Genomic DNA, 18,518 nt, shown 5'->3' with positions numbered 1-18,518 from the left:
ACTTGATTATTAGAAACTTAAAATTTAAAAATATTAGCTTTACATAATTATATTTATTTAAAGCTAACAAATTATTGTATTTTCTGGCTTGAAGTCTTATTTTTTATTATAATAAAATCAGAAAGGAAAATTATTATGGGGTTAACTTTTAAAAAACAAGACGAGTTAGAAAAACTATTTGATAAATTTGCTACTGTACCTGATGACAAAAAGAAAAAATTGGCTAAAAACAAGGATAAAATAGTTAAAGACAAAGACAATTAAAAATGGTTCTCCAATGAGAACCATTTTTTCTTGCAAATTTTACAGATTTTGTTCAATCCATTGCCACACTTCTTGAACATGCAACTTTTGGACAGAACTAAAAGTAATAACATCAACGTTATCATGATTTAAATCAAGTTTTCGTTTCAATATGGCAAGCACCTGATTTTGCTGACTTTTCTTAACTTTATCAATTTTAGTACAAACTACCAAAATAGGTATATTAAGATATAATGCATAATTATACATAGCTATATCATTTTTAGTAGGCTCATGTCTACCATCCACTAGGATAATTAGTCCTTGTAAGTTTGCCCTGGTTTCAAGATAATCTTGAATCATAGTACCAAACTGTTCACGTTTTTTTTGTGAAACTTTGGCGTAGCCATACCCTGGTACATCGACTAAATAAAAGGCATGATTTACTAAATAGAAATTAAGGGTTTGCGTTTTTCCTGGTTGTGCAGAGGTTCGCGCCAATTTTTTGCGATTCAATAATGTATTTATTAAACTCGACTTGCCCACATTAGAGCGACCAGAAAGTGCTACTTCGGGCAAATTATCAGTTGGATATTGATCCTCGCGTACAGCACTGATTGCATACGAACTATCTTTAATGATCATTAGCTGCCTTTATTTCTTCATTATTTTCCTGATCATCCTCTTTACGTCTTGTTACGTTTGGTTCGGCATTTTTTTCAATGACATCTTCAGTAACTTTAACGTTTTCAATATCAGGCTCACTAGGAGTTTTATACATGATGCCCATCATCGCATTTTCAATTATTGTCCGCAAGCCACGTGCTCCCATATTTCGTTCGATGGCTAAATCTGCAATGGCTTTTAAAGCATCTGGGGTAAATTCTAAGTTAACCTGATCAAGCGACATCAATTTTTTATATTGCTTTACCAGCGCGTTCTTAGGTTCGGTTAAAATTCTAACTAAATCATTTCTATCTAACTTATCTAATGTAGCAATAATAGGAATACGCCCAATAAACTCTGGAATCAGTCCAAACTTGACCAAATCTCCTGTCGTTAAATGCTTAGTCCAAGAATCATCTTGTACTTTATTAAGCTCGTTTTCAGCACTAAAACCAATTACTTTTTTACCCAAACGGCTTTTGACAATTTGTTCGATACCATCGAAAGCTCCACCAACTATAAACAAAATGTTGGTGGTATCTATCTGTATTAATTCTTGCTGAGGGTGTTTACGACCACCTTGCGGTGGTACGGAAGCAATAGTACCTTCCAAAATTTTTAATAATGATTGCTGAACGCCTTCTCCAGAAACATCCCTGGTAATTGAAACATTTTCAGATTTTTTAGATATTTTATCTATTTCATCAATGTAAATGATTCCTCGCTCTGCGCGTTCTATGTCGTAATCTGCATTTTGTAACAATTTAAGTAAAATGTTTTCAACATCTTCTCCAACATACCCTGCCTCAGTTAAGGTAGTTGCATCAGCTATCGCAAATGGCACATCTAAAATGCGGGCCAAAGTTTGAGCCAAGTATGTTTTACCTGAACCTGTTGGTCCAATCAGAGCAATATTTGATTTTTGCAACTCAGTTGAAGAATCTACATCCATTTGCGTAACACGCTTATAATGATTATAAACTGCAACTGACAAAATCTTCTTTGCTCGCTCTTGACCAATAACATACTGATCAAGTTGCTTTTTGATTTCCATTGGCTTTGGCAAATCCTGTGCCTTTTTTAAAGAATCGGATTTTAACTCATCGTCAATAATTCTTTTTGAAAGATCTACACACTCATTACAAATATAAACCCCGTTGCCAGCAATCATCTTTTTAACTTGATCTTGTGTTTTATCACAAAAGGAACATTTAATTACCTCTTGATCAGTAAATTGTGAAGCCATTCTATTCCTCCTTGTATTTACAAGTCTAAGATTAGCATAAAATACGGGTGGTATATGAATTATATGCTTGTAAAAAATAAAAAGGCAGTACAACACCACCTTTTTACTCAGAATTTAAAACTCTACTTTTTATCAGACTTTTTTTCGTCTTTTTTAGTTTTAGATTTAGAAACTTGTTTTGCGTTGTCAGCTACAATATTAATAGCCTTACGTACATTGATATCATGCGAAAGCATGTCATCAGTCAGAGTGTTACGGACAGTTTTTTCATCCATATTATATTCACTAGCTAAATCTTTTATCTCTTTGTCAATTTCTTCTTTAGTAGCTTTAATGCCTTCTTTTTTGACAATTGCTTCAAGTACCAGGTTAGTTTTAACTCTCTCTTCAGCATCCTTAGCAAATTGTGAGCGTAATTGATCTTCTGTAGTATTAGTTATCTTGTAATATGTTTCAGGACTGATTCCTTGACGTTGCATATTACCTAGATATTGATTCATTTGCGTGTTAATGTCTTCCTGAATCATAGCATTCGGAATTTCATCAATAGTAGCATTGGCAACAGCACTTTCAATTGCGGCTTTTTCAATTTCGTCTTGTGCAGCTTCTTCTTTCTTCGCCTTAAGATCCTTCTTGATCTTTTCTTTTAAATCATCAAGAGTATCAACAGAATCATCAACATCTTTAGCAAATTCATCATCTAATTTAGGTAGCTGCTTCGATTTAACTTCATGAATTTTGGTAGCAAAATGAGCTTCCTTACCAGCTAAATCTTTTGCACCATAATCTTCCGGAAAAGTTACGACTACGTCTACATCGTCTCCTGCCTTGTGACCTATTAATTGGTCTTCAAAGCCAGGAATAAATGTATTAGAACCTAATTCAAGTGAATAATCATCCGCTGAACCGCCATCAAAGGCCTTCCCATCTACTGTTCCTTTATAATCAATGGTAACTGTGTCACCTTTAGCTGCAGCACTCTTCTTCAGTACTAACTCAGCATTCTTTTCACGCTCTTCTTTTAATTTGGCATCAACATCTTTGGCATATACTCGAGTGTTTTGTTTAGGAACTTCAACTCCCTTATATTCGCCAAGTTTTACCTCAGGTTGAACAGTAACAGTGGCTTTCATTTGCCAATCTTTACCCTTTTCCATTGAAACCGGCAAAATTTGTGGTTGACCTACAGCCGCAATATCAGCTTCCTTAATCGCTGCTTCATACGCATCTGGTAGAACAATATTCAATGCATTTTCATATAATGATTCTTCACCATAATATTGATCAAAGATCACACGAGAAACATGTCCTTTTCTAAAGCCAGGAACACGTAAGCTGTTCTTTACCCTTCTAAATGCTTGATTTAGCCCACGCTTTACATCAGCTTGGGGAATATCAAAAGTAAGTTCACCGGTAGTTTTATCGGTTTTATTCCATTTTACAGACATTAATTAAATACCTCCAATGTCAAGTTAAATTGCATCTTTACACACTAAATTATCTTACATTAAACGGTCGCAAAAAACAAACTTAGGCAAAAAAAGATGTACTTCTATGAAGAAGTACATCTTTTTAAACTGTTTTTAACGAACTAATCAAGAATTTCAGTAACTTGACCAGCACCAACAGTACGACCACCTTCACGGATAGTGAACTTAGTACCCTTTTCAATGGCTGCTGGTTTAATTAATTTAACAGTAAACTCTGTGTTATCACCAGGCATAACCATCTCAGTACCTTCTGGTAATTCAATTTCACCAGTAATATCAGTAGTGTGGAAATAGAATTGTGGACGGTAGTCTGAGAAGAATGGGGTATGACGTCCGCCTTCCTCTTTCTTCAAAACGTAAACTTGTCCCTTAAATTCGTGGTGAGTCTGAATTGAGCCAGGTGCAGCTAAAACTTGTCCACGAACGACTTGATCACGGTCAATACCACGAAGTAACACACCAACGTTATCTCCGGCTTCACCTAAATCCAAAGTCTTGTGGAACATTTCCAAACCAGTAACAACTGATTTAAGAACTTTATCTACCAAGCCGACAATTTCAACTTCATCACCAATCTTAACTGTACCACGATCAATACGACCTGAAGCAACGGTACCACGACCTGTGATTGTGAAGACATCTTCAACTGGCATCAAGAATGGTTTATCAGTTTGACGTTCAGGAGTTGGAATATATTCATCAACTGTGTCCATCAACTTCATGATAACTTCTTCTTGTTCCTTGTCTCCTTGTAAAGCTTTCAAAGCTGAACCACGGATAACTGGAATATCATCACCAGGGTAATCGTATTCAGTTAACAAGTCACGAACTTCCATCTCAACTAAGTCAATCAATTCTGGGTCGTCAACTAAATCAGTCTTGTTCAAGAAAACAACGATGTAGTTAACACCAACTTGACGAGCAAGTAAAATGTGTTCACGAGTTTGTGGCATAGGACCATCAGTTGCGGCAACAACCAAGATAGCTCCATCCATTTGGGCAGCACCGGTAATCATGTTCTTAATGTAGTCGGCGTGACCTGGGGCATCCATGTGAGCGTAGTGACGATTTTCAGTTTCGTACTCTACGTGAGCGGTATTAATAGTAATACCACGTTCCTTTTCCTCTGGGGCTGCATCGATTTCTGAGTAATCCTCTGCTTTAGCTAAGCCCTTTTCTGATAAAACTTTAGTAATAGCCGCCGTTAAAGTGGTCTTACCATGGTCAACGTGACCGATAGTACCAATGTTTACGTGTGGCTTTGTTCTTACGTAATGTTCTTTTTCTGCCATTAAAATGACCCTCCTGTAAATTTGCAAGAAGTCCGTTGAGTAAGTAACGGATAGTTCTCTGTTGAATATTGTACTACTTTCATTGGCAAATGCCTAGTATTTTAATGCATAGAGCCATGCCTAATGAAAACGTCCTTTGCTATTATACTAAATACTTTGAAAAAGTAAAGGCATTTTATCCAATTTTATTCGGATATATTATTATCGATTTTCTCAAACAGCTTCTGATTGCTTCTGCCATCATGATTATCAATATAAGAAGCAATATCACTGGCAAAACTGTCGGGATCATCAACATACTTATTTAGTTTAGGATAAAGACTTCCTAAAATCAAATTAACTTCACCTAATACAGCTGGAATTTGACTAGGCCTATGGTAGTATCGTGAGCCAATGCCTGAAACAACTTCACGATAAACCGGATCCTTTTCAAGCAAATTGATTTTCTTTGGAATAAATTCCTCTTTCTGCCCTAATACTAGCACTTTAAATTTACTGCTGAGACCAAGACGAAACAAATCCTCACATAAAACTAGGCGAACTGCGAAATTTAAACTCGGATCGATCAATAAGCTTTGTGCAAAATTTTTAAAATTCGATAAGTCGAGTTTAAATAGCTGCTCATAATCATATTTTGTCGGTTTGGATTTTTTCCTAAAAGCAACCATTATTTTTTGTTGCAATTCTGAACTAACAGGTTCTACCGAATCTGACAATTCATATTTAGTGACATTCTTAATTTCTAAGGCTTCAATAAAAAAATTGTTTTTTTTAAGAATTTTACTATATTCAGCAAAAATTTTAGAATTAGTGAAAAGATCCTTTTCTTCTTTAATTAATTCATAAGCAGAATAACTCTGCTTGTTCTTAATATATAGCTCACATAAATTAAGAACAACCTCGTCGCTGTGACCATCCCTTAAAGCTTCTTCTAAATTTTGAATAGCCTGAGCCAAATCACCATTTGCTTCATTTCTTTTTGCCAGATTAATTAAATTTTTTTGACTGAGTGAAGTCATAGTTAATCTTTCTTGATAATTCTTTGACCGGTCTTATTAACATCAACTGGGTGATGAGTTTCCTTTTTTGGCATATCATTTTTGCTATTTCTTTTTTGCATTGCTCGATGTCTGTTTTGGTTAACTTCCATTACAACTGGCAAAACTACCGGGCGTCTATTGGTTTTGCGGTAAAGAAATTTTTCCAAGTCATTACGAACATCCTGTTTAATTTCAGTCCAGTCAAATTTTTTGTGTTCGAAATTATTAGTTATTGTCTTTTTAATAAGCTCAATGCTGTCACGCATCAACTGCTGATTTGCCTTAATATATACAAATCCTCTGCTTGTAACCTGCGGTTGAGCAACAATTTTTTTCTTGCGACGATCAATAGTAACTACTGCAATAAAGATGCCATCATCGGACAAAACTTCGCGATCGCGTAAAACAATATTGCCCACATCACCAATTCCAGACCCATCAATCATTGTGTCCTCTCCAGGAACAGGATCCGTCAAATAAAGTCGTTTTTGATTAAAATCATAGCTTAAGCAATCACCATTTTTAGTGATAAAAATATCATCTTTTTTAAGTCCAGCTCTGATTGCCAAATCTTTGTGAATTTCCAGTAATCGATATTCACCTATTACCGGAATTAAAAATTGTGGCTTTATAATGTCAATAAGCAGTTGTAAATCACGACCCGTCGCATGTCCACTGGTATGTTTTGCTTTACCTAGTTGAATTACAGTACCACCAGCACGATAAACCATATCACTTGTTTGAGCCACAATAGTCTCTACTGAATGAGAAGGCGTTGTAGCAATAAAAACCAAGTCTCCCTTATGAATCGTTATCATACTGTGACGTTTTTTTGCCATTTTTTGTAAAGAGTTTAAAGGCTCACCCATTTGGCCGGTTTCAAGAATAACCGTTTTTTCATCAGGAGTTTCTTTTAAATCTTTAACACGCATCAACAAGCCTTTAGGAACATTCAAATAACCAAGATTCATGGCAGTACGGACTATTTTAGCTAAATCTCTGCCCGTCAGCAAAACGCGTCTGCCAGTTTTATGAGCGGCATTTAAGACTTCCTGAATTCTAATCAGATTAGATGCTTTGGCAGCGACAATTACTCTGCCCTTGGCATTCCGAAAAACATTTGTTACATAGTCCCCAATCTCCTGCTCGGCAACATTGGGCAAAGATGCTTCAGCATTTGAAGAGTCACTTAAAAGTGCTAAAACTTTCTTTTGTCCAATTTCTGCTAAGCGGTCTAAATCCGTACGGTACTTAGGGGCTGCAGAAGGATCAAACTTAAAATCTCCGGTATAAACAACTTCTCCTGCAGGAGTATGCACATCTATTCCTAGCGAATCTGGAATAGAATGAGTAGTCGGGAAAAATGATATATTAGCATTTTTAAAATCAATCTCTGTTTCGGCATCAATAACATGAAAAAGAGTGTTTTTACAGCGCTTATTTTCCCGTTTAACTGTTATTTTTGCCAGTTCTATTGTGAGCTGTGACCCAAAAACTGGTATATCATACTTTCTCAAAATATACGGCAAAGCTCCTATAGAGTCTGCATGTCCATGTGTTAAAAAGATACCGACCACCTGATCAGCATATTGCTCAAAAAAGTCTAAATCTGGAATAACCAGATCAATTCCAAACAATGTGCTGTCAGGATATTTAAGACCAGCATCAAGAACAAAAATTTCATCATTAACTTGAACAGCGAACATGTCTTTTCCTTGTTCACGAACGCCGCTCAAAATCATAATTTTAACTTGATCAGTCATTATATTTCCTTTTCCTTAATTTGCTATTCAGTTGTTATTTATGGATCATATGATCACAACGTAAAAAGTATCTTTTTTTATTCTAGCATAAAATGGTATTTTGACAAAAATAAAAAAGCCGATTCCTAATTGAATCAGCTTTTCTGACATTTCAACTAATTAACGACGCAAACCTAACTTCTTGATTAATTCACGATAACGATTAATATCCTTATTTTGTAAATAACGAAGTAAGTTACGACGGTGACCTATTTTCTTCAACAAGCCAACATATGAATGATGGTCATGTGAATGATTCCGCATATGTTCAGTCAGGTTGTTAATATCTGTAGTCAAGATAGCTACCTGAACCTCAGTTGAACCTGTATCACCCTCGTGAGTCGCAAATTTTTGAATTATTTCATCTTTTTCTGCTTTTGAAATTGCCATATTATTTTCACCTTTCACTAGAATAATTGCCGTTAACAACGTTAACCGTCAGGTGTGAGCGCGCAAACAGCGTTAACGGTTCACAACAATAGTATAATACAGACAAATTTTTTAAAAAGCAAGTATTATTTATCTTGCATCTGCATTTATCTTTCAGTATAATCTATAAAGTAGAATTACGATCAATGGAGGTGAAATTTATGCCACAAATCAAATCAGCTATTAAGCGTGTTAAGACTCAAGATGCTACAAGAAAGCGTAATGCTGCTCAAATGAATCAGTTAAGGACTGCAGTTAAAAAGTTTAAGACTGCTCAAGCTGCCGGTGCTGAAAATGCCTCCGAATTACACGTAGCTGCTGCTCGTGCATTAGATAAAGCTGCTTCTAAAGGTCTTATTCATAAGAATAAAGCTAACCGTGATAAAAGCCGTTTAGCAAAACTTGCAAAATAACGATCTTGCTTAATTAAAAAATAAAAAGACAGAAATGATTTCATTTCTGTCTTTTTATTTCTACCAAAATTCAAACACTGAGAATAAAAAGTTTTAAGAAATTGTCTTCTCGGTATTGACCACTCTTATAATTAAAATCCAACTTAATTGCCTGCTTTAATAATCTTGCTATCTTATCTGGCGATACTCTATTTTTTAGAGCTAATTTAACTCGGTATGGATGAACACCCAGCGTTTTTACAATTTCAGGTTCACTGCGTCCTCTCTCTTTAAGAACCTTAACAATCAAACTCATTTCTAACTGATTTTCAAATACAGCAAGAATCTGTATTGGATTGTTGCCATTGTGCAATTGATTACTTAGTCTTGCCAAAGCTTCCTGGTAATTGCTATTTAACGCTGAATCCAATATGGCAAAAATATTTTGTGCTAATGACAAATCAACATTTTTTTCAACTAATTCAGTTGTAATTTTTCTGTTATCCGTAATCATTTTCAACTTATTATAATTACTCAAAACAGTATCTACCACTTGATCGCTGCGTTCTAATAAAAGATTTAAAGCAGAGCTAGTAATTTGATACCCCTCCATAGAAATCAAATTTCTGATAAATTTACTCAATTCATAGGGTCGAATTTCAGTTTCAACAACATTAAAATGATTCGTAATGAGCTTTGTTATTTTCTTTCGCCGATCAATTTTTTCATATGAAGAAACAATTACTAAAATATCATCCAGTTGCGTAATATTCTCAAAAATATTTTGCAGTTTTGAAATTTGCTTTTGAAATTTCTTAGGGACTTTTGCTGTTAGAAAAAATGGATTTTTAATTGTTATTACCTTTTTCTGACTGAAAAGACTCGATTCAGTGAGATCAGCAATTAATTCATCTAACCCTTCTGAATCGCAATCAACAGAAATTTTCTCATATTCTGACAATTCTTCCTCATGAATATATGAATCAGCAATATATTCGTTTAAGAAAGCGTCACCGCCATTAATCAGAGTATGAGCAGTTTTCTTATTAGAATCTTTAAATAATGAAAGTAATGTCATTTCTTAATCACCGGTAAAAATCTTTTGAATTTAGGCTTCACAAAAGCACCATAAGTCCAAGTAATCATACCACAGTCTTGTGTCGATGCCCACGGAATATGTTGAGTCTGCAGAGTTTCTATGGTCTCAGGATGGGGATGACCAAAGCGATTTCTGCGACCAGCAGAAATAAAAACTCTTTCTGGACGTAAAGCTTTTAGGAATTCTTTATTTGAAGCAGTACGACTACCATGATGACCCAGCTTGAAGTAATTAACATGCAAATGGTACTGATTCATGATCTCCAACTCACCTTCTTGACCTAAATCGCCAGTAAAAAGCCATCTTTTGCCGGCCAGTTTAAATGTTAAAGAAAGAGAATCTTCATTTTTTCCTAAGCCTGGCTTAAAAGGATAAACAGTCTGAAAAGATAGTTGAGAGTCATTAACTTCATTCCCTGCTAACAATTGTATAATTTGGTCTTTCTTGATTTTTCCAGTGATTCTTTTTTGAAAAGAAGGATTTTGAATTAGTCCTCGTGCCACATATAATTTTTCTACTTTGATTTGATTCAAAAGTGGCTTCAAATCACCTACATGATCTGCATCTTGGTGTGTAATAAATATCCCGTTAATTTTGCTTATACCCTGTGCTTTCAAAAATGGGAGAGTAATTTTGTTAACCTGCGGATTTATTTTTTTGCCATTAAAATTAAGTTTTCCGCCGACATCTATTAAATAAACTTTTCTAAAAATCGGAGTAGAAATAAAAATGCTGTCTCCTTGGCCAACGTCAATGAAAGTTACTTGACCTTGAAGTGGGAAATGAATTGTCAAAAAAACTAATCCATATATAAATAAAAGACATACTATAAATCTTTTTATTATTTTTTTACAGTTTGGTTTTTCATTTATCCAAATCAATATAATAGACGTCAGAATTAATAAAAAAAGACATTGCCACCAGTTTATTTTGCCAAATGTTAAAAGGCCGATTTTACTGTTAGAAATTTGTGCAATTTGCTTTTCTCCAAGTTCAAGTATCCTTTCAAATAAAATACTGCATTTTGGATTAATTCTAAAGATCAACAAGTTTAAAAAGGTTAAAGGCATTACTACCCAGTTGAAATATGGCACAATTAACAGATTAAAAAAAACAGTTAGTATATTAAATTGAAAAAAGTAAAATAAAAGCAATGGCAGTAAGAGATTATTTAAAGAAAATGACTGCTTAAATTTAGTCATGTGATTAGTCATTTCCAAACCCAGGGCTAAAATATAGCTTAGAACTGCGCCAGTACTCATCATTAAACGAGGATTGATTATTAAATGCAAGATTGCAGTAAGTCCAAGTAAATCACTTTTGTTAATTTGCAATTTATTTATAGAGAAGAGTTGACCCAAAATATAGGTCAAACTTGCTCTGATAAAACCAACTTGACTATTACTGAGAAAAATCCCTACAAGCAAAATAATCAAACAAAGAACAAATGTCTCGCCCTCTGTTAATTTTAAAAAATAACAAAATTTACTGATTAGTAAGGTATAAATACCAACATGCAGACCAGAAATACTCAAAATATGAATTACGCCAAGGTCACGATAATTATTCAGAATTGTTTGAAATCTTCGACTTGGATTTTCACCTAGGATCAGTTCACTACTAAAAAAAGATAAAATTGGTGGCATTTGCTGAAAAAATTTTTTAAAATGGAATCGCAAAAAATGCAAATAGTTCCAAATGCCACTCTTGTCAATTTTAATTCTATAGCTTGTTAGTTTAACTTCTTGAGAAATATTTTTATATCGATAAAATTTTTGCAAGTCAAATTGTCCATAGTTAGAAGCCGGTTCAATCGGATTTACATCACCAGATAAACAATAAAGTTTAACTCTGTACCCTGATTTTATTTGTTGTATCTGTCTTGAGTTTATTCTCCCAGAGACTTTTACTTTGCCTTTTTCTACTTGACCATCAACTGTGAACCAATCGTCAAAAATATCAATTTGATCAGGGTAAAAAACTATTTGAGATCTTGGACTGATTACAAAGTCAGTTTGCTTTTTATCGAAACAAGTTGCAAAAAATGCTATAAAAAGTATCACAAGAGAAAACCATCTTAAAGAATTAAACTTATAAAAAAGTAAATATGAGAGATAAGCGGCTATTAAAAAAGAACATAACTTTTGAGTTAAGGTATCGCATTGATAGTATAAAAAACTTAAATCAATCAGTAATAATGCTAATACAAGAAGGAAACCTGGTTTTAAGACATCAAACTTCCAATTGGTCTTTAAGTGCCACAAATGTTTTTTCTCCAATTCCAGATACCTGCTTCAGTTCTTCTATGGATTTAAATTGGCCACTCTTTTGACGATAAGCAATAATTTGCTGTGCTTTTTTCTCTCCAATACCATTAAGCTGTTGTAGTTGTTGTGCATTTGCAGTATTGATGTTTACTTTATTGCCTACAGTCGTTTGACCACTATTGTTGCTATTAAATTCACTAGAAACCGAGTCAGATGAATTAGATGAAACCGATTCCACCACTTGCTCTGCCTTTATTTTTTCTCCTTTATAAGGAATATGAATCTTATCCTGATCTTTCAATATCAAAGCCCGGTTAACCCTTTTTAGCTGAGCATTGCCTTTAATACCTCCTGCTGCGGCAATCAGCTCATTCAATCGTGCTCCATTTTTTAGTGTGTATACTCCTTGATGATTAACCGCACCTGAAATGTCACACGTGACATTTTTAGGCTTATCTGCAGCAATTTCTTCTGTTTTTATTTCATTTGAGTTCGTTTTACCAGTCAAGTTGTCAGTGTTGTCTTTTTTACTTTGCAAAAACTCAGTGTTTTCATCATCGAAATCACTTAAATTTTCGTTGGATCCTGACTTCTTAAGCTCAATTAAAAAAACTGCCATTAGACATGCCAATCCAATGAAAAAATACTTTTTGTGCTCATCAATAAAAGTTTTTATTTTTTCCCAATCCATTTTCTCAACTCCTATTTTTAAGTACGCAAAAAAGCCCAAAAACTTTTGGACTTTTATTAATATCTATTAATATTTTTCTTGTAAATAATGGAGTGCATCATCAAATGTGCGTACAGGAACAATTTTCATTTTTGTTCCTATCTGCTTGGCAGTTTTTTTAGCAACCAAATAATTACTTGCACTTTTTTTCATTCCAGCCGTATCGACAGGTGCAAAAAAGACCTCAGCTCCAGCTTTGTCAGCAGCCACAACTTTTTTATCGACACCACCAATCATACCTACTTTTCCTGACGGACTAATTGTCCCAGTTCCGGCAATTTTATGACCTTCAGCTAAGTGCTTGCCGGAAAAAACTTCATAACTTGTTAAAGTGAACATTAACCCGGCAGATGGTCCTCCTATTGCACCAGCATTAATTGTAACTTTTGGCTTAGTTTCGACCTGTACATGCTCCACCAACTGTATTCCGATGCCAGGTTTGCCTGTACCTTTGACCTCGACAATTTTTCCTTTAAAATTTTTTTTTTCTGTTCTCGCACAACATTAATTACAGTTTTAGAACCTAACTGCTTTTTTTGAAAATAACTGATCATTTCTTCTGTTGAGTGAAATTTATGACCATCAGCACCTAAGACAGTGTCTCCGATTTGCAATTTGCCTTTAAAGCTTGAACCCTTTAGTACCTGCATAACGTAAACACCTTTATAGTGGAGTTTAGGTTTTAGTCCCGCCTTTTTGGCGGCATAATATATAGCATTTTGTTGACTAGTTTGCATATACCAATTTTGTAATTCTTGGTATTGACTACTGCTTGATCCACCTAACAATTCAGTTTTTGGTATACGACTAGCATGTTTTTGGGTAAAACTAAAAAGATATTCCCATACTGTTGCCGGTTGACTCGTTTCACTAACAGTCACTAAATAAAAGTTACTTGGTGGTTTAACCTTGCTTTTTACAAATTGGCCAATTGAAACAGCACTGCCTGGCATTTCAATATAATAATTGGTTGGCCAGTTTAAGCCAATAAAAACCAGAAAAAATGTCAAAATAATAAATAGCCATTTTCGAACTTTTGAAAACTTCTGGAGTGGTTTCTTTTCATTATTCATGTTTGTTATAACCTATTTTTTCTTTTAAAGCCTGTGCTGCTTTAGTCGGCAAAAAGCTTGCAAAATCACCATTAAATTGTGCAATTTCTTTTATAATACTGGACGCAACAAAACTATTTTCTGGCTCAGTAAAAAGCAAGACGGTACTTATATCATTTGCCATTTTTTTATTCATTTCTGCAATCTGCTGTTCAAATAAAAAATCTGTAGTATTTCTTACTCCACGCACGATTGTATTTGCGCCTAAATCATGTGCAACGTTAATAGTAAGCTGGTTAGGCTTTAGCAACACTTGAACATTTTTCAGATCTTTAACAGCATCATTAATCAAGTCCTCTCTTTCTTCATTTGTGAAAAGATATTTTTTAGCCGTATTAACCATCACCACTACGTAAACTTTATCAAATATTGCAGCAGCCTGATTAATTATATCAACGTGACCATTTGTAATGGGATCAAAACTTCCTGGAAATATTGCGACACTCATTAATATTCCTTTCCATAAAATCGAACAATAGTTTTACCTAAATGTTTTTCCTTAATTAGCTGAAAGCTACTACTTGTTTCTAAATTTGTTTGATCATCAGTTTCAGCCACCACTACTGCATCACTGTTTAACAGTTCTAGGTCAACCATTTTTGCCATATCATCTGTAATTCTTTGTTTAGCATAAGGTGGATCTAAGAAAACAAGATCAAATTTTTGTTTTTCTTCGGCAAATTTACTTAAAGCTGCATTGCTAGACATTTTATATACTGAAAAAAGTTCAGGCTCTTTTGTCAAAGCAACGTTTTTATGAATGATGTTAACAGCCTGATAATTAATGTCTACTATTGCTGCGTGAGAGCATCCCCGAGAAACAGCCTCAATTGCCAGTGCGCCACTTCCCCCGTATAAATCTAAAACTTCTCCACCATTAAAAAATTGACCTAATGAATTAAACAACGATTCTTTAACCTTATCACTAGTTGGTCTTGTTTTCTGGCTTTTCAACGTAAATAAATTGCGTTTGGCGTATTTTCCGGAAATAATTCTCATAATATTTGTTCTGTATCTTCCTGACGTTCCTGTAATGTTTTTTCGGCTTTTTTGGCTAAATCTCTAATTTGATTCTCAATATGGTCACTGGACAGATCAATTTGATTCCAATTTGATTTTTCTACTTTTTCGACAAAATCAAGTGAATTCAAGTCGTGGCAAACTTGTTCAATTTCTTTTTTATTTACATACATAATACAGTAGGCAAATTTCTTTGAAAAATAAACAATATCGCCATATCGTCTCAATTTGTACTGATCACTAATTGAATTTAAAAAAACAATAAGACTCTGTCTCTGAATAATATTTTTATTTGCTAAATCCTGTTCAATGCTCATTTGCAAACCTTTCTTCATTTTTAATTCGTTCATTTGCTGAAATATTCAAAACGATGCCAATAGCTGCCGACAAAATTATTAAAGATGATCCACCGTAAGAAATAAATGGTAGCGTGACCCCTGTTATAGGCAATAATCCAAGCACTGCACCCACATTAAAAACTGTCTGTGTAAAAATAATTGTAGCCACTCCAAAGCATACTAAGGCATTAAATTGTGAACTGGCATGAATGCCAACTTCCATAATACTCCATATTAAATAAAAAATTAGACCTACCACAATTAGAGCACCAATAACCCCTATTTCTTCTGCAATTACTGCTAAAATGAAGTCTGTATATGGTTCAGGCAGATACCCTCTTTTTTGCATGCTATTGCCCAGCCCAACACCAAATAAGCCACCATTATGAATAGCATAATATGAATTAACCAGTTGTGCTCCGCCTTTTTGCTCCAATTCAAACGGATGAAGGAAAGAAAGAAAACGACGGTACTGGTACTTATTTTGCAGAAATTCAGGATTCCATTTAATAATCAGGAAAACGAGCAGGTATACACCTACTGCAATTCCAATAAGACATAAAACTGCATTTTTCGCTGGCACACCAGAAACCGAAAACATAACAATGACAATCATTGCCAAAACTGCAGTACCACCAAAATCAGGTTCGAGAATTACCAAAAACATCATAAAGGCAGCTAAAATTGCTGGTCTGGATAGGTTTTGAATAATTTGCCCTTTTTTAAAAGACCCATCATGTCGATCTAAAAAATAAGCTAAATAAATTATTAGGGATAATTTGGCAATTTCCAGAGGCTGTATCTTTATTACTTTTAAATCAATCCAACCCACCGAACCATTGACGGCAGCAGCGGAGCCCTTGAAAATTTTCAAGCAAATCAGATAAAAAAGTAATAAAATGCTGATCCCCAGAAACCAAACAACAAACTTACGACTTTTGAAAATATCGAGTTTTAAAAAAAAACAGAGAGCGCCAAAAATAAAAACGGCAAAAAAAGCGTACACGGCTTGGCGAATACCGTAAACTGCCGGATTAAACCCATTCACAAGCAAGATATCTGAGCTAGCAGAATAGACCATCACTATTCCAAAGACCACTAACAAGATATAGGGCAAAAAAATATTGTAATTTAAATGGTGAAGTTTTTGCCGCACAAGCCTACCTCTCCTTCTGTAATAAATTAACCTTTATTATAAGCATTATAAAACAAAAAGAGCACCACTTCATCAGTGAGTGCCCTTCTTAAAAAAATTATTTATTTCTTATTACGTCTTTTATCGGCTTTTTGTCTCTCAGAAGTATTTAAAATTTTCTTTCTTAATCTGATTGAATCAGGAGTTACTTCACAATATTCATCATCATTTAAGAATTCAATGGCTTCTTCAAGGGTCAAAGTCTTAGGAGTTCTAATTGCAGCAGCGTGATCTTTCCCAGCAGCACGTGTATTGGTTAAGTTTTTACCTTTGATAACGTTAACGGCAATATCACGATCTCTCGATGACTGGCCTACAATCATTCCCTCATAAACTTCAACACCTGCACCAATAAACAATTCACCACGTTGCTCAACTGTTTGCAAAGAATACGTGGTTGATTTGCCCTGACTAATGGAAACTAAAGCACCATTTTGACGACCCGGTTCCCAATTCTTAACAACAGGTTTATACGAATCAAAACTATGGTTCATAATGCCGTATCCTCCAGTTTGGGACATAAATTCATTGTTATAACCAATAAGCCCACGTGAAGGAACTAAAAAGTCAAGCCGAGTTTGATTGTTACCTGTGGATGCCATATTCTTCATCTCTCCTTTTCTCTGAGAAAGTGAATCAATGACAGAACCAACGTATTCATCAGGGGTATCTACTTGAACAGCTTCAAATGGTTCGCACATTTTACCATCAATTTCACGGTAAATAACCTTTGGTCTTGATAATTGCAATTCAAAACCTTCACGACGCATTTCTTCAACCAAAATTGAAAGGTGAAGTTCACCACGACCCGAAACTGTCCAAGCATTTAACTGATCAGTAGGTTCAACACGTAGTGAAACATCAGTCCGGGTTTGCTTAATTAAACGATCTTCCAATTTCTTTGGTGTTACTTTGTCACCTTCACGACCGGAAAATGGTGAGTCATTAGCGACAAAATCCATTTGCAGTGTAGGTGGATCAATCTTAAGAAGAGGTAAAGCCTCTGGATTTTCAGCCGAAGCAATAGTTTCACCAACAAAAATATCGTTAATTCCGCTAATGGCAATAATATCGCCTGCTTTAGCTTCTGTGATTTCATTACGCTTCAACCCAAAGAAACCGAACAGTTTAGTAACTCTAAAGTTCTGAGTAGAACCATCACGTTTCATAACAGTGATATTATCGCCAACTTTAACTCGTCCACGATAAATACGACCAACACCTATACGGCCAACATAGTCATCCCAGTCAAGCATTGTAATTTGAAATTGCAAAGGATCATCAGAATTATCAATTGGTGCAGGAATAGATTTAATAATCGTGTCAAAAATAGGATTCATAGTTTCTTCCTGTTTTGACGGATCAGGATCATAAGAAGAAGTACCATTTAAAGCTGAAGCGTAAACAACTGGGAAGTCAAGCTGCTCATCGTTTGCTCCTAATTCAATAAATAATTCGAGAACTTCGTCAAGAACCTCTTTAGGACGTGCACCAGGACGATCAATTTTATTGATGACTACAATTGGCTTCACTCCGGCTTCTAATGCCTTTTTAAGTACGAAACGAGTTTGTGGCATAGTGCCTTCATAAGCATCAACCAATAATAAAGCACCGTCGACCATATGCATGATTCTCTCAACTTCGCCACCGAAATCGGCATGTCCCGGAGTGTCCAAAATATTAATAGTAGTATCACCATATTTAACCGCAGTGTTTTTAGATAAAATAGTTATACCACGCTCACGTTCAATATCATTTGAATCCATTGCACGATCTTCCAAAGCCATGTGTTCAGGGAGAGTGTCGGATTGTTTCAACAATTGGTTAACCAAAGTAGTTTTACCATGGTCAACGTGCGCTATGATAGCTATATTCCTAATATCGTTTCTTCTTTTTTCTGACAAAAGTATTCCTCCTCCACTCCTCAATAAAAAAACTGTGACGTGGTCACAGTTTCGGCGGCACGTCAAAAACATGCTGATCGAAGTGTTTCATATCTGTATATTTACGCTCATTGATTTTACCACCTAACTGTTTAAGGGTCAACGTTTATCCCTCTTTTTCAAATTAAAAATTTAGTATAGAATAAAAAGCAGACAAATTAGTTTATTTTATGTTACAAATATAACTATAAACTTTTATGAAAGAGTGAATGTA

17 protein-coding genes and 1 pseudogene are annotated in these 18,518 nt (G+C 34.8%); 2 read left to right on the top strand and 16 right to left on the bottom strand.

The window, feature by feature from the left end; all coding sequences use genetic code 11:
• Nucleotides 1-135 precede the first annotated feature (135 nt).
• Nucleotides 136-264 carry an SPJ_0845 family protein gene (locus H3T43_RS09495; RefSeq protein WP_255534797.1) on the top strand — a complete coding sequence of 43 codons (129 nt, stop codon included), beginning with the start codon at nucleotides 136-138 and terminating at the stop codon, nucleotides 262-264.
• Between the two features lie 39 nt (nucleotides 265-303).
• Here H3T43_RS09495 and yihA read toward each other — a convergent pair whose 3' ends face one another.
• The 7 genes from yihA to rpsO form a co-directional block, all read right to left on the bottom strand.
• A complete protein-coding gene (gene yihA, locus H3T43_RS00335; RefSeq protein ID WP_198211767.1) occupies nucleotides 304-888 on the bottom strand; it encodes a ribosome biogenesis GTP-binding protein YihA/YsxC in 585 nt (194 codons plus the stop codon).
• Nucleotides 878-2,155 (bottom strand): ATP-dependent Clp protease ATP-binding subunit ClpX, encoded by a 1,278-nt coding sequence (gene clpX / locus H3T43_RS00330; RefSeq protein ID WP_198211766.1) that lies wholly within the window; start codon nucleotides 2,153-2,155, stop codon nucleotides 878-880. Before clpX ends, yihA begins: the two co-directional genes overlap by 11 nt.
• A gap of 122 nt (nucleotides 2,156-2,277) precedes the next feature.
• A complete protein-coding gene (gene tig / locus H3T43_RS00325) occupies nucleotides 2,278-3,603 on the bottom strand; it encodes a trigger factor (RefSeq protein ID WP_198211765.1) in 1,326 nt (441 codons plus the stop codon).
• 143 nt (nucleotides 3,604-3,746) lie between these two features.
• Nucleotides 3,747-4,937: an elongation factor Tu gene (gene tuf / locus H3T43_RS00320; RefSeq protein ID WP_045928030.1), complete on the bottom strand. Its 1,191-nt coding sequence runs from the start codon at nucleotides 4,935-4,937 to the stop codon at nucleotides 3,747-3,749.
• Between the two features lie 185 nt (nucleotides 4,938-5,122).
• A complete protein-coding gene (locus tag H3T43_RS00315) occupies nucleotides 5,123-5,956 on the bottom strand; it encodes a tetratricopeptide repeat protein (protein ID WP_034979301.1) in 834 nt (277 codons plus the stop codon).
• A 2-nt stretch (nucleotides 5,957-5,958) separates the two neighbouring features.
• On the bottom strand, nucleotides 5,959-7,740 hold the full coding sequence (locus H3T43_RS00310; RefSeq protein ID WP_081945342.1) for a ribonuclease J: 1,782 nt from the start codon (nucleotides 7,738-7,740) through the stop codon (nucleotides 5,959-5,961).
• 159 nt (nucleotides 7,741-7,899) lie between these two features.
• A complete protein-coding gene (rpsO, locus tag H3T43_RS00305) occupies nucleotides 7,900-8,169 on the bottom strand; it encodes a 30S ribosomal protein S15 (RefSeq protein WP_034979304.1) in 270 nt (89 codons plus the stop codon).
• 200 nt (nucleotides 8,170-8,369) lie between these two features.
• Between rpsO and rpsT the strand changes: the two genes are divergently transcribed.
• A complete protein-coding gene (gene rpsT, locus H3T43_RS00300; protein WP_034979307.1) occupies nucleotides 8,370-8,621 on the top strand; it encodes a 30S ribosomal protein S20 in 252 nt (83 codons plus the stop codon).
• Nucleotides 8,622-8,691: 70 nt separating this feature from the next.
• Here the strand turns inward: rpsT and holA are convergent, their stop codons facing one another.
• From holA to typA, 9 genes and pseudogenes are all read right to left on the bottom strand, one after another.
• The gene (gene holA, locus H3T43_RS00295) at nucleotides 8,692-9,678 is read right to left on the bottom strand and encodes a DNA polymerase III subunit delta (protein ID WP_198211764.1); all 987 of its coding nucleotides are present in this window, start codon (nucleotides 9,676-9,678) and stop codon (nucleotides 8,692-8,694) included.
• A complete protein-coding gene (locus H3T43_RS00290; RefSeq protein ID WP_198212337.1) occupies nucleotides 9,675-11,963 on the bottom strand; it encodes a DNA internalization-related competence protein ComEC/Rec2 in 2,289 nt (762 codons plus the stop codon). The genes holA and H3T43_RS00290 overlap by 4 nt, the downstream gene beginning before the upstream one ends.
• Nucleotides 11,932-12,657 carry a helix-hairpin-helix domain-containing protein gene (locus tag H3T43_RS00285; protein ID WP_198211763.1) on the bottom strand — a complete coding sequence of 242 codons (726 nt, stop codon included), beginning with the start codon at nucleotides 12,655-12,657 and terminating at the stop codon, nucleotides 11,932-11,934. Before H3T43_RS00285 ends, H3T43_RS00290 begins: the two co-directional genes overlap by 32 nt.
• Nucleotides 12,658-12,723: 66 nt before the next feature.
• Nucleotides 12,724-13,769, bottom strand: a pseudogene (locus tag H3T43_RS00280) (SepM family pheromone-processing serine protease).
• Nucleotides 13,762-14,256 carry a pantetheine-phosphate adenylyltransferase gene (gene coaD / locus H3T43_RS00275; RefSeq protein WP_198211762.1) on the bottom strand — a complete coding sequence of 165 codons (495 nt, stop codon included), beginning with the start codon at nucleotides 14,254-14,256 and terminating at the stop codon, nucleotides 13,762-13,764. The pseudogene H3T43_RS00280 and the gene coaD overlap by 8 nt, the downstream one beginning before the upstream one ends.
• Nucleotides 14,256-14,807 carry a 16S rRNA (guanine(966)-N(2))-methyltransferase RsmD gene (gene rsmD, locus H3T43_RS00270; RefSeq protein WP_198211761.1) on the bottom strand — a complete coding sequence of 184 codons (552 nt, stop codon included), beginning with the start codon at nucleotides 14,805-14,807 and terminating at the stop codon, nucleotides 14,256-14,258. The genes coaD and rsmD overlap by 1 nt, the downstream gene beginning before the upstream one ends.
• Nucleotides 14,804-15,145, bottom strand: coding sequence for a YlbG family protein (locus H3T43_RS00265; RefSeq protein ID WP_045928022.1), 342 nt, complete (start codon nucleotides 15,143-15,145; stop codon nucleotides 14,804-14,806). The genes rsmD and H3T43_RS00265 overlap by 4 nt, the downstream gene beginning before the upstream one ends.
• On the bottom strand, nucleotides 15,135-16,322 hold the full coding sequence (locus tag H3T43_RS00260; RefSeq protein WP_198211760.1) for a putative peptidoglycan glycosyltransferase FtsW: 1,188 nt from the start codon (nucleotides 16,320-16,322) through the stop codon (nucleotides 15,135-15,137). The genes H3T43_RS00265 and H3T43_RS00260 overlap by 11 nt, the downstream gene beginning before the upstream one ends.
• Before the next feature lie 101 nt (nucleotides 16,323-16,423).
• A complete protein-coding gene (gene typA / locus H3T43_RS00255) occupies nucleotides 16,424-18,265 on the bottom strand; it encodes a translational GTPase TypA (protein ID WP_034979335.1) in 1,842 nt (613 codons plus the stop codon).
• Nucleotides 18,266-18,518: the final 253 nt, after the last annotated feature.

Source organism: Lactobacillus sp. M0396 (assembly GCF_016101625.1).
Classification (GTDB): domain Bacteria; phylum Bacillota; class Bacilli; order Lactobacillales; family Lactobacillaceae; genus Lactobacillus; species Lactobacillus huangpiensis.
This window is presented reverse-complemented; position numbering and strand designations above follow the sequence as displayed.

What these genes read in the sequence shown, in the direction of transcription:
- coaD (WP_198211762.1), bottom strand. Translation starts at nt 14,256, where the DNA reads ATGAGTGTCGCAATATTTCCAGGAAGTTTTGATCCCATTACAAATGGT.
- yihA (WP_198211767.1), bottom strand. Translation starts at nt 888, where the DNA reads ATGATCATTAAAGATAGTTCGTATGCAATCAGTGCTGTACGCGAGGAT.
- H3T43_RS00285 (WP_198211763.1), bottom strand. Translation starts at nt 12,657, where the DNA reads ATGGATTGGGAAAAAATAAAAACTTTTATTGATGAGCACAAAAAGTAT.
- H3T43_RS00265 (WP_045928022.1), bottom strand. Translation starts at nt 15,145, where the DNA reads ATGAGCATTGAACAGGATTTAGCAAATAAAAATATTATTCAGAGACAG.
- H3T43_RS09495 (WP_255534797.1), top strand. Translation starts at nt 136, where the DNA reads ATGGGGTTAACTTTTAAAAAACAAGACGAGTTAGAAAAACTATTTGAT.
- holA (WP_198211764.1), bottom strand. Translation starts at nt 9,678, where the DNA reads ATGACATTACTTTCATTATTTAAAGATTCTAATAAGAAAACTGCTCAT.
- tuf (WP_045928030.1), bottom strand. Translation starts at nt 4,937, where the DNA reads ATGGCAGAAAAAGAACATTACGTAAGAACAAAGCCACACGTAAACATT.
- rpsO (WP_034979304.1), bottom strand. Translation starts at nt 8,169, where the DNA reads ATGGCAATTTCAAAAGCAGAAAAAGATGAAATAATTCAAAAATTTGCG.
- tig (WP_198211765.1), bottom strand. Translation starts at nt 3,603, where the DNA reads ATGTCTGTAAAATGGAATAAAACCGATAAAACTACCGGTGAACTTACT.
- rsmD (WP_198211761.1), bottom strand. Translation starts at nt 14,807, where the DNA reads ATGAGAATTATTTCCGGAAAATACGCCAAACGCAATTTATTTACGTTG.
- H3T43_RS00310 (WP_081945342.1), bottom strand. Translation starts at nt 7,740, where the DNA reads ATGACTGATCAAGTTAAAATTATGATTTTGAGCGGCGTTCGTGAACAA.
- clpX (WP_198211766.1), bottom strand. Translation starts at nt 2,155, where the DNA reads ATGGCTTCACAATTTACTGATCAAGAGGTAATTAAATGTTCCTTTTGT.
- H3T43_RS00315 (WP_034979301.1), bottom strand. Translation starts at nt 5,956, where the DNA reads ATGACTTCACTCAGTCAAAAAAATTTAATTAATCTGGCAAAAAGAAAT.
- rpsT (WP_034979307.1), top strand. Translation starts at nt 8,370, where the DNA reads ATGCCACAAATCAAATCAGCTATTAAGCGTGTTAAGACTCAAGATGCT.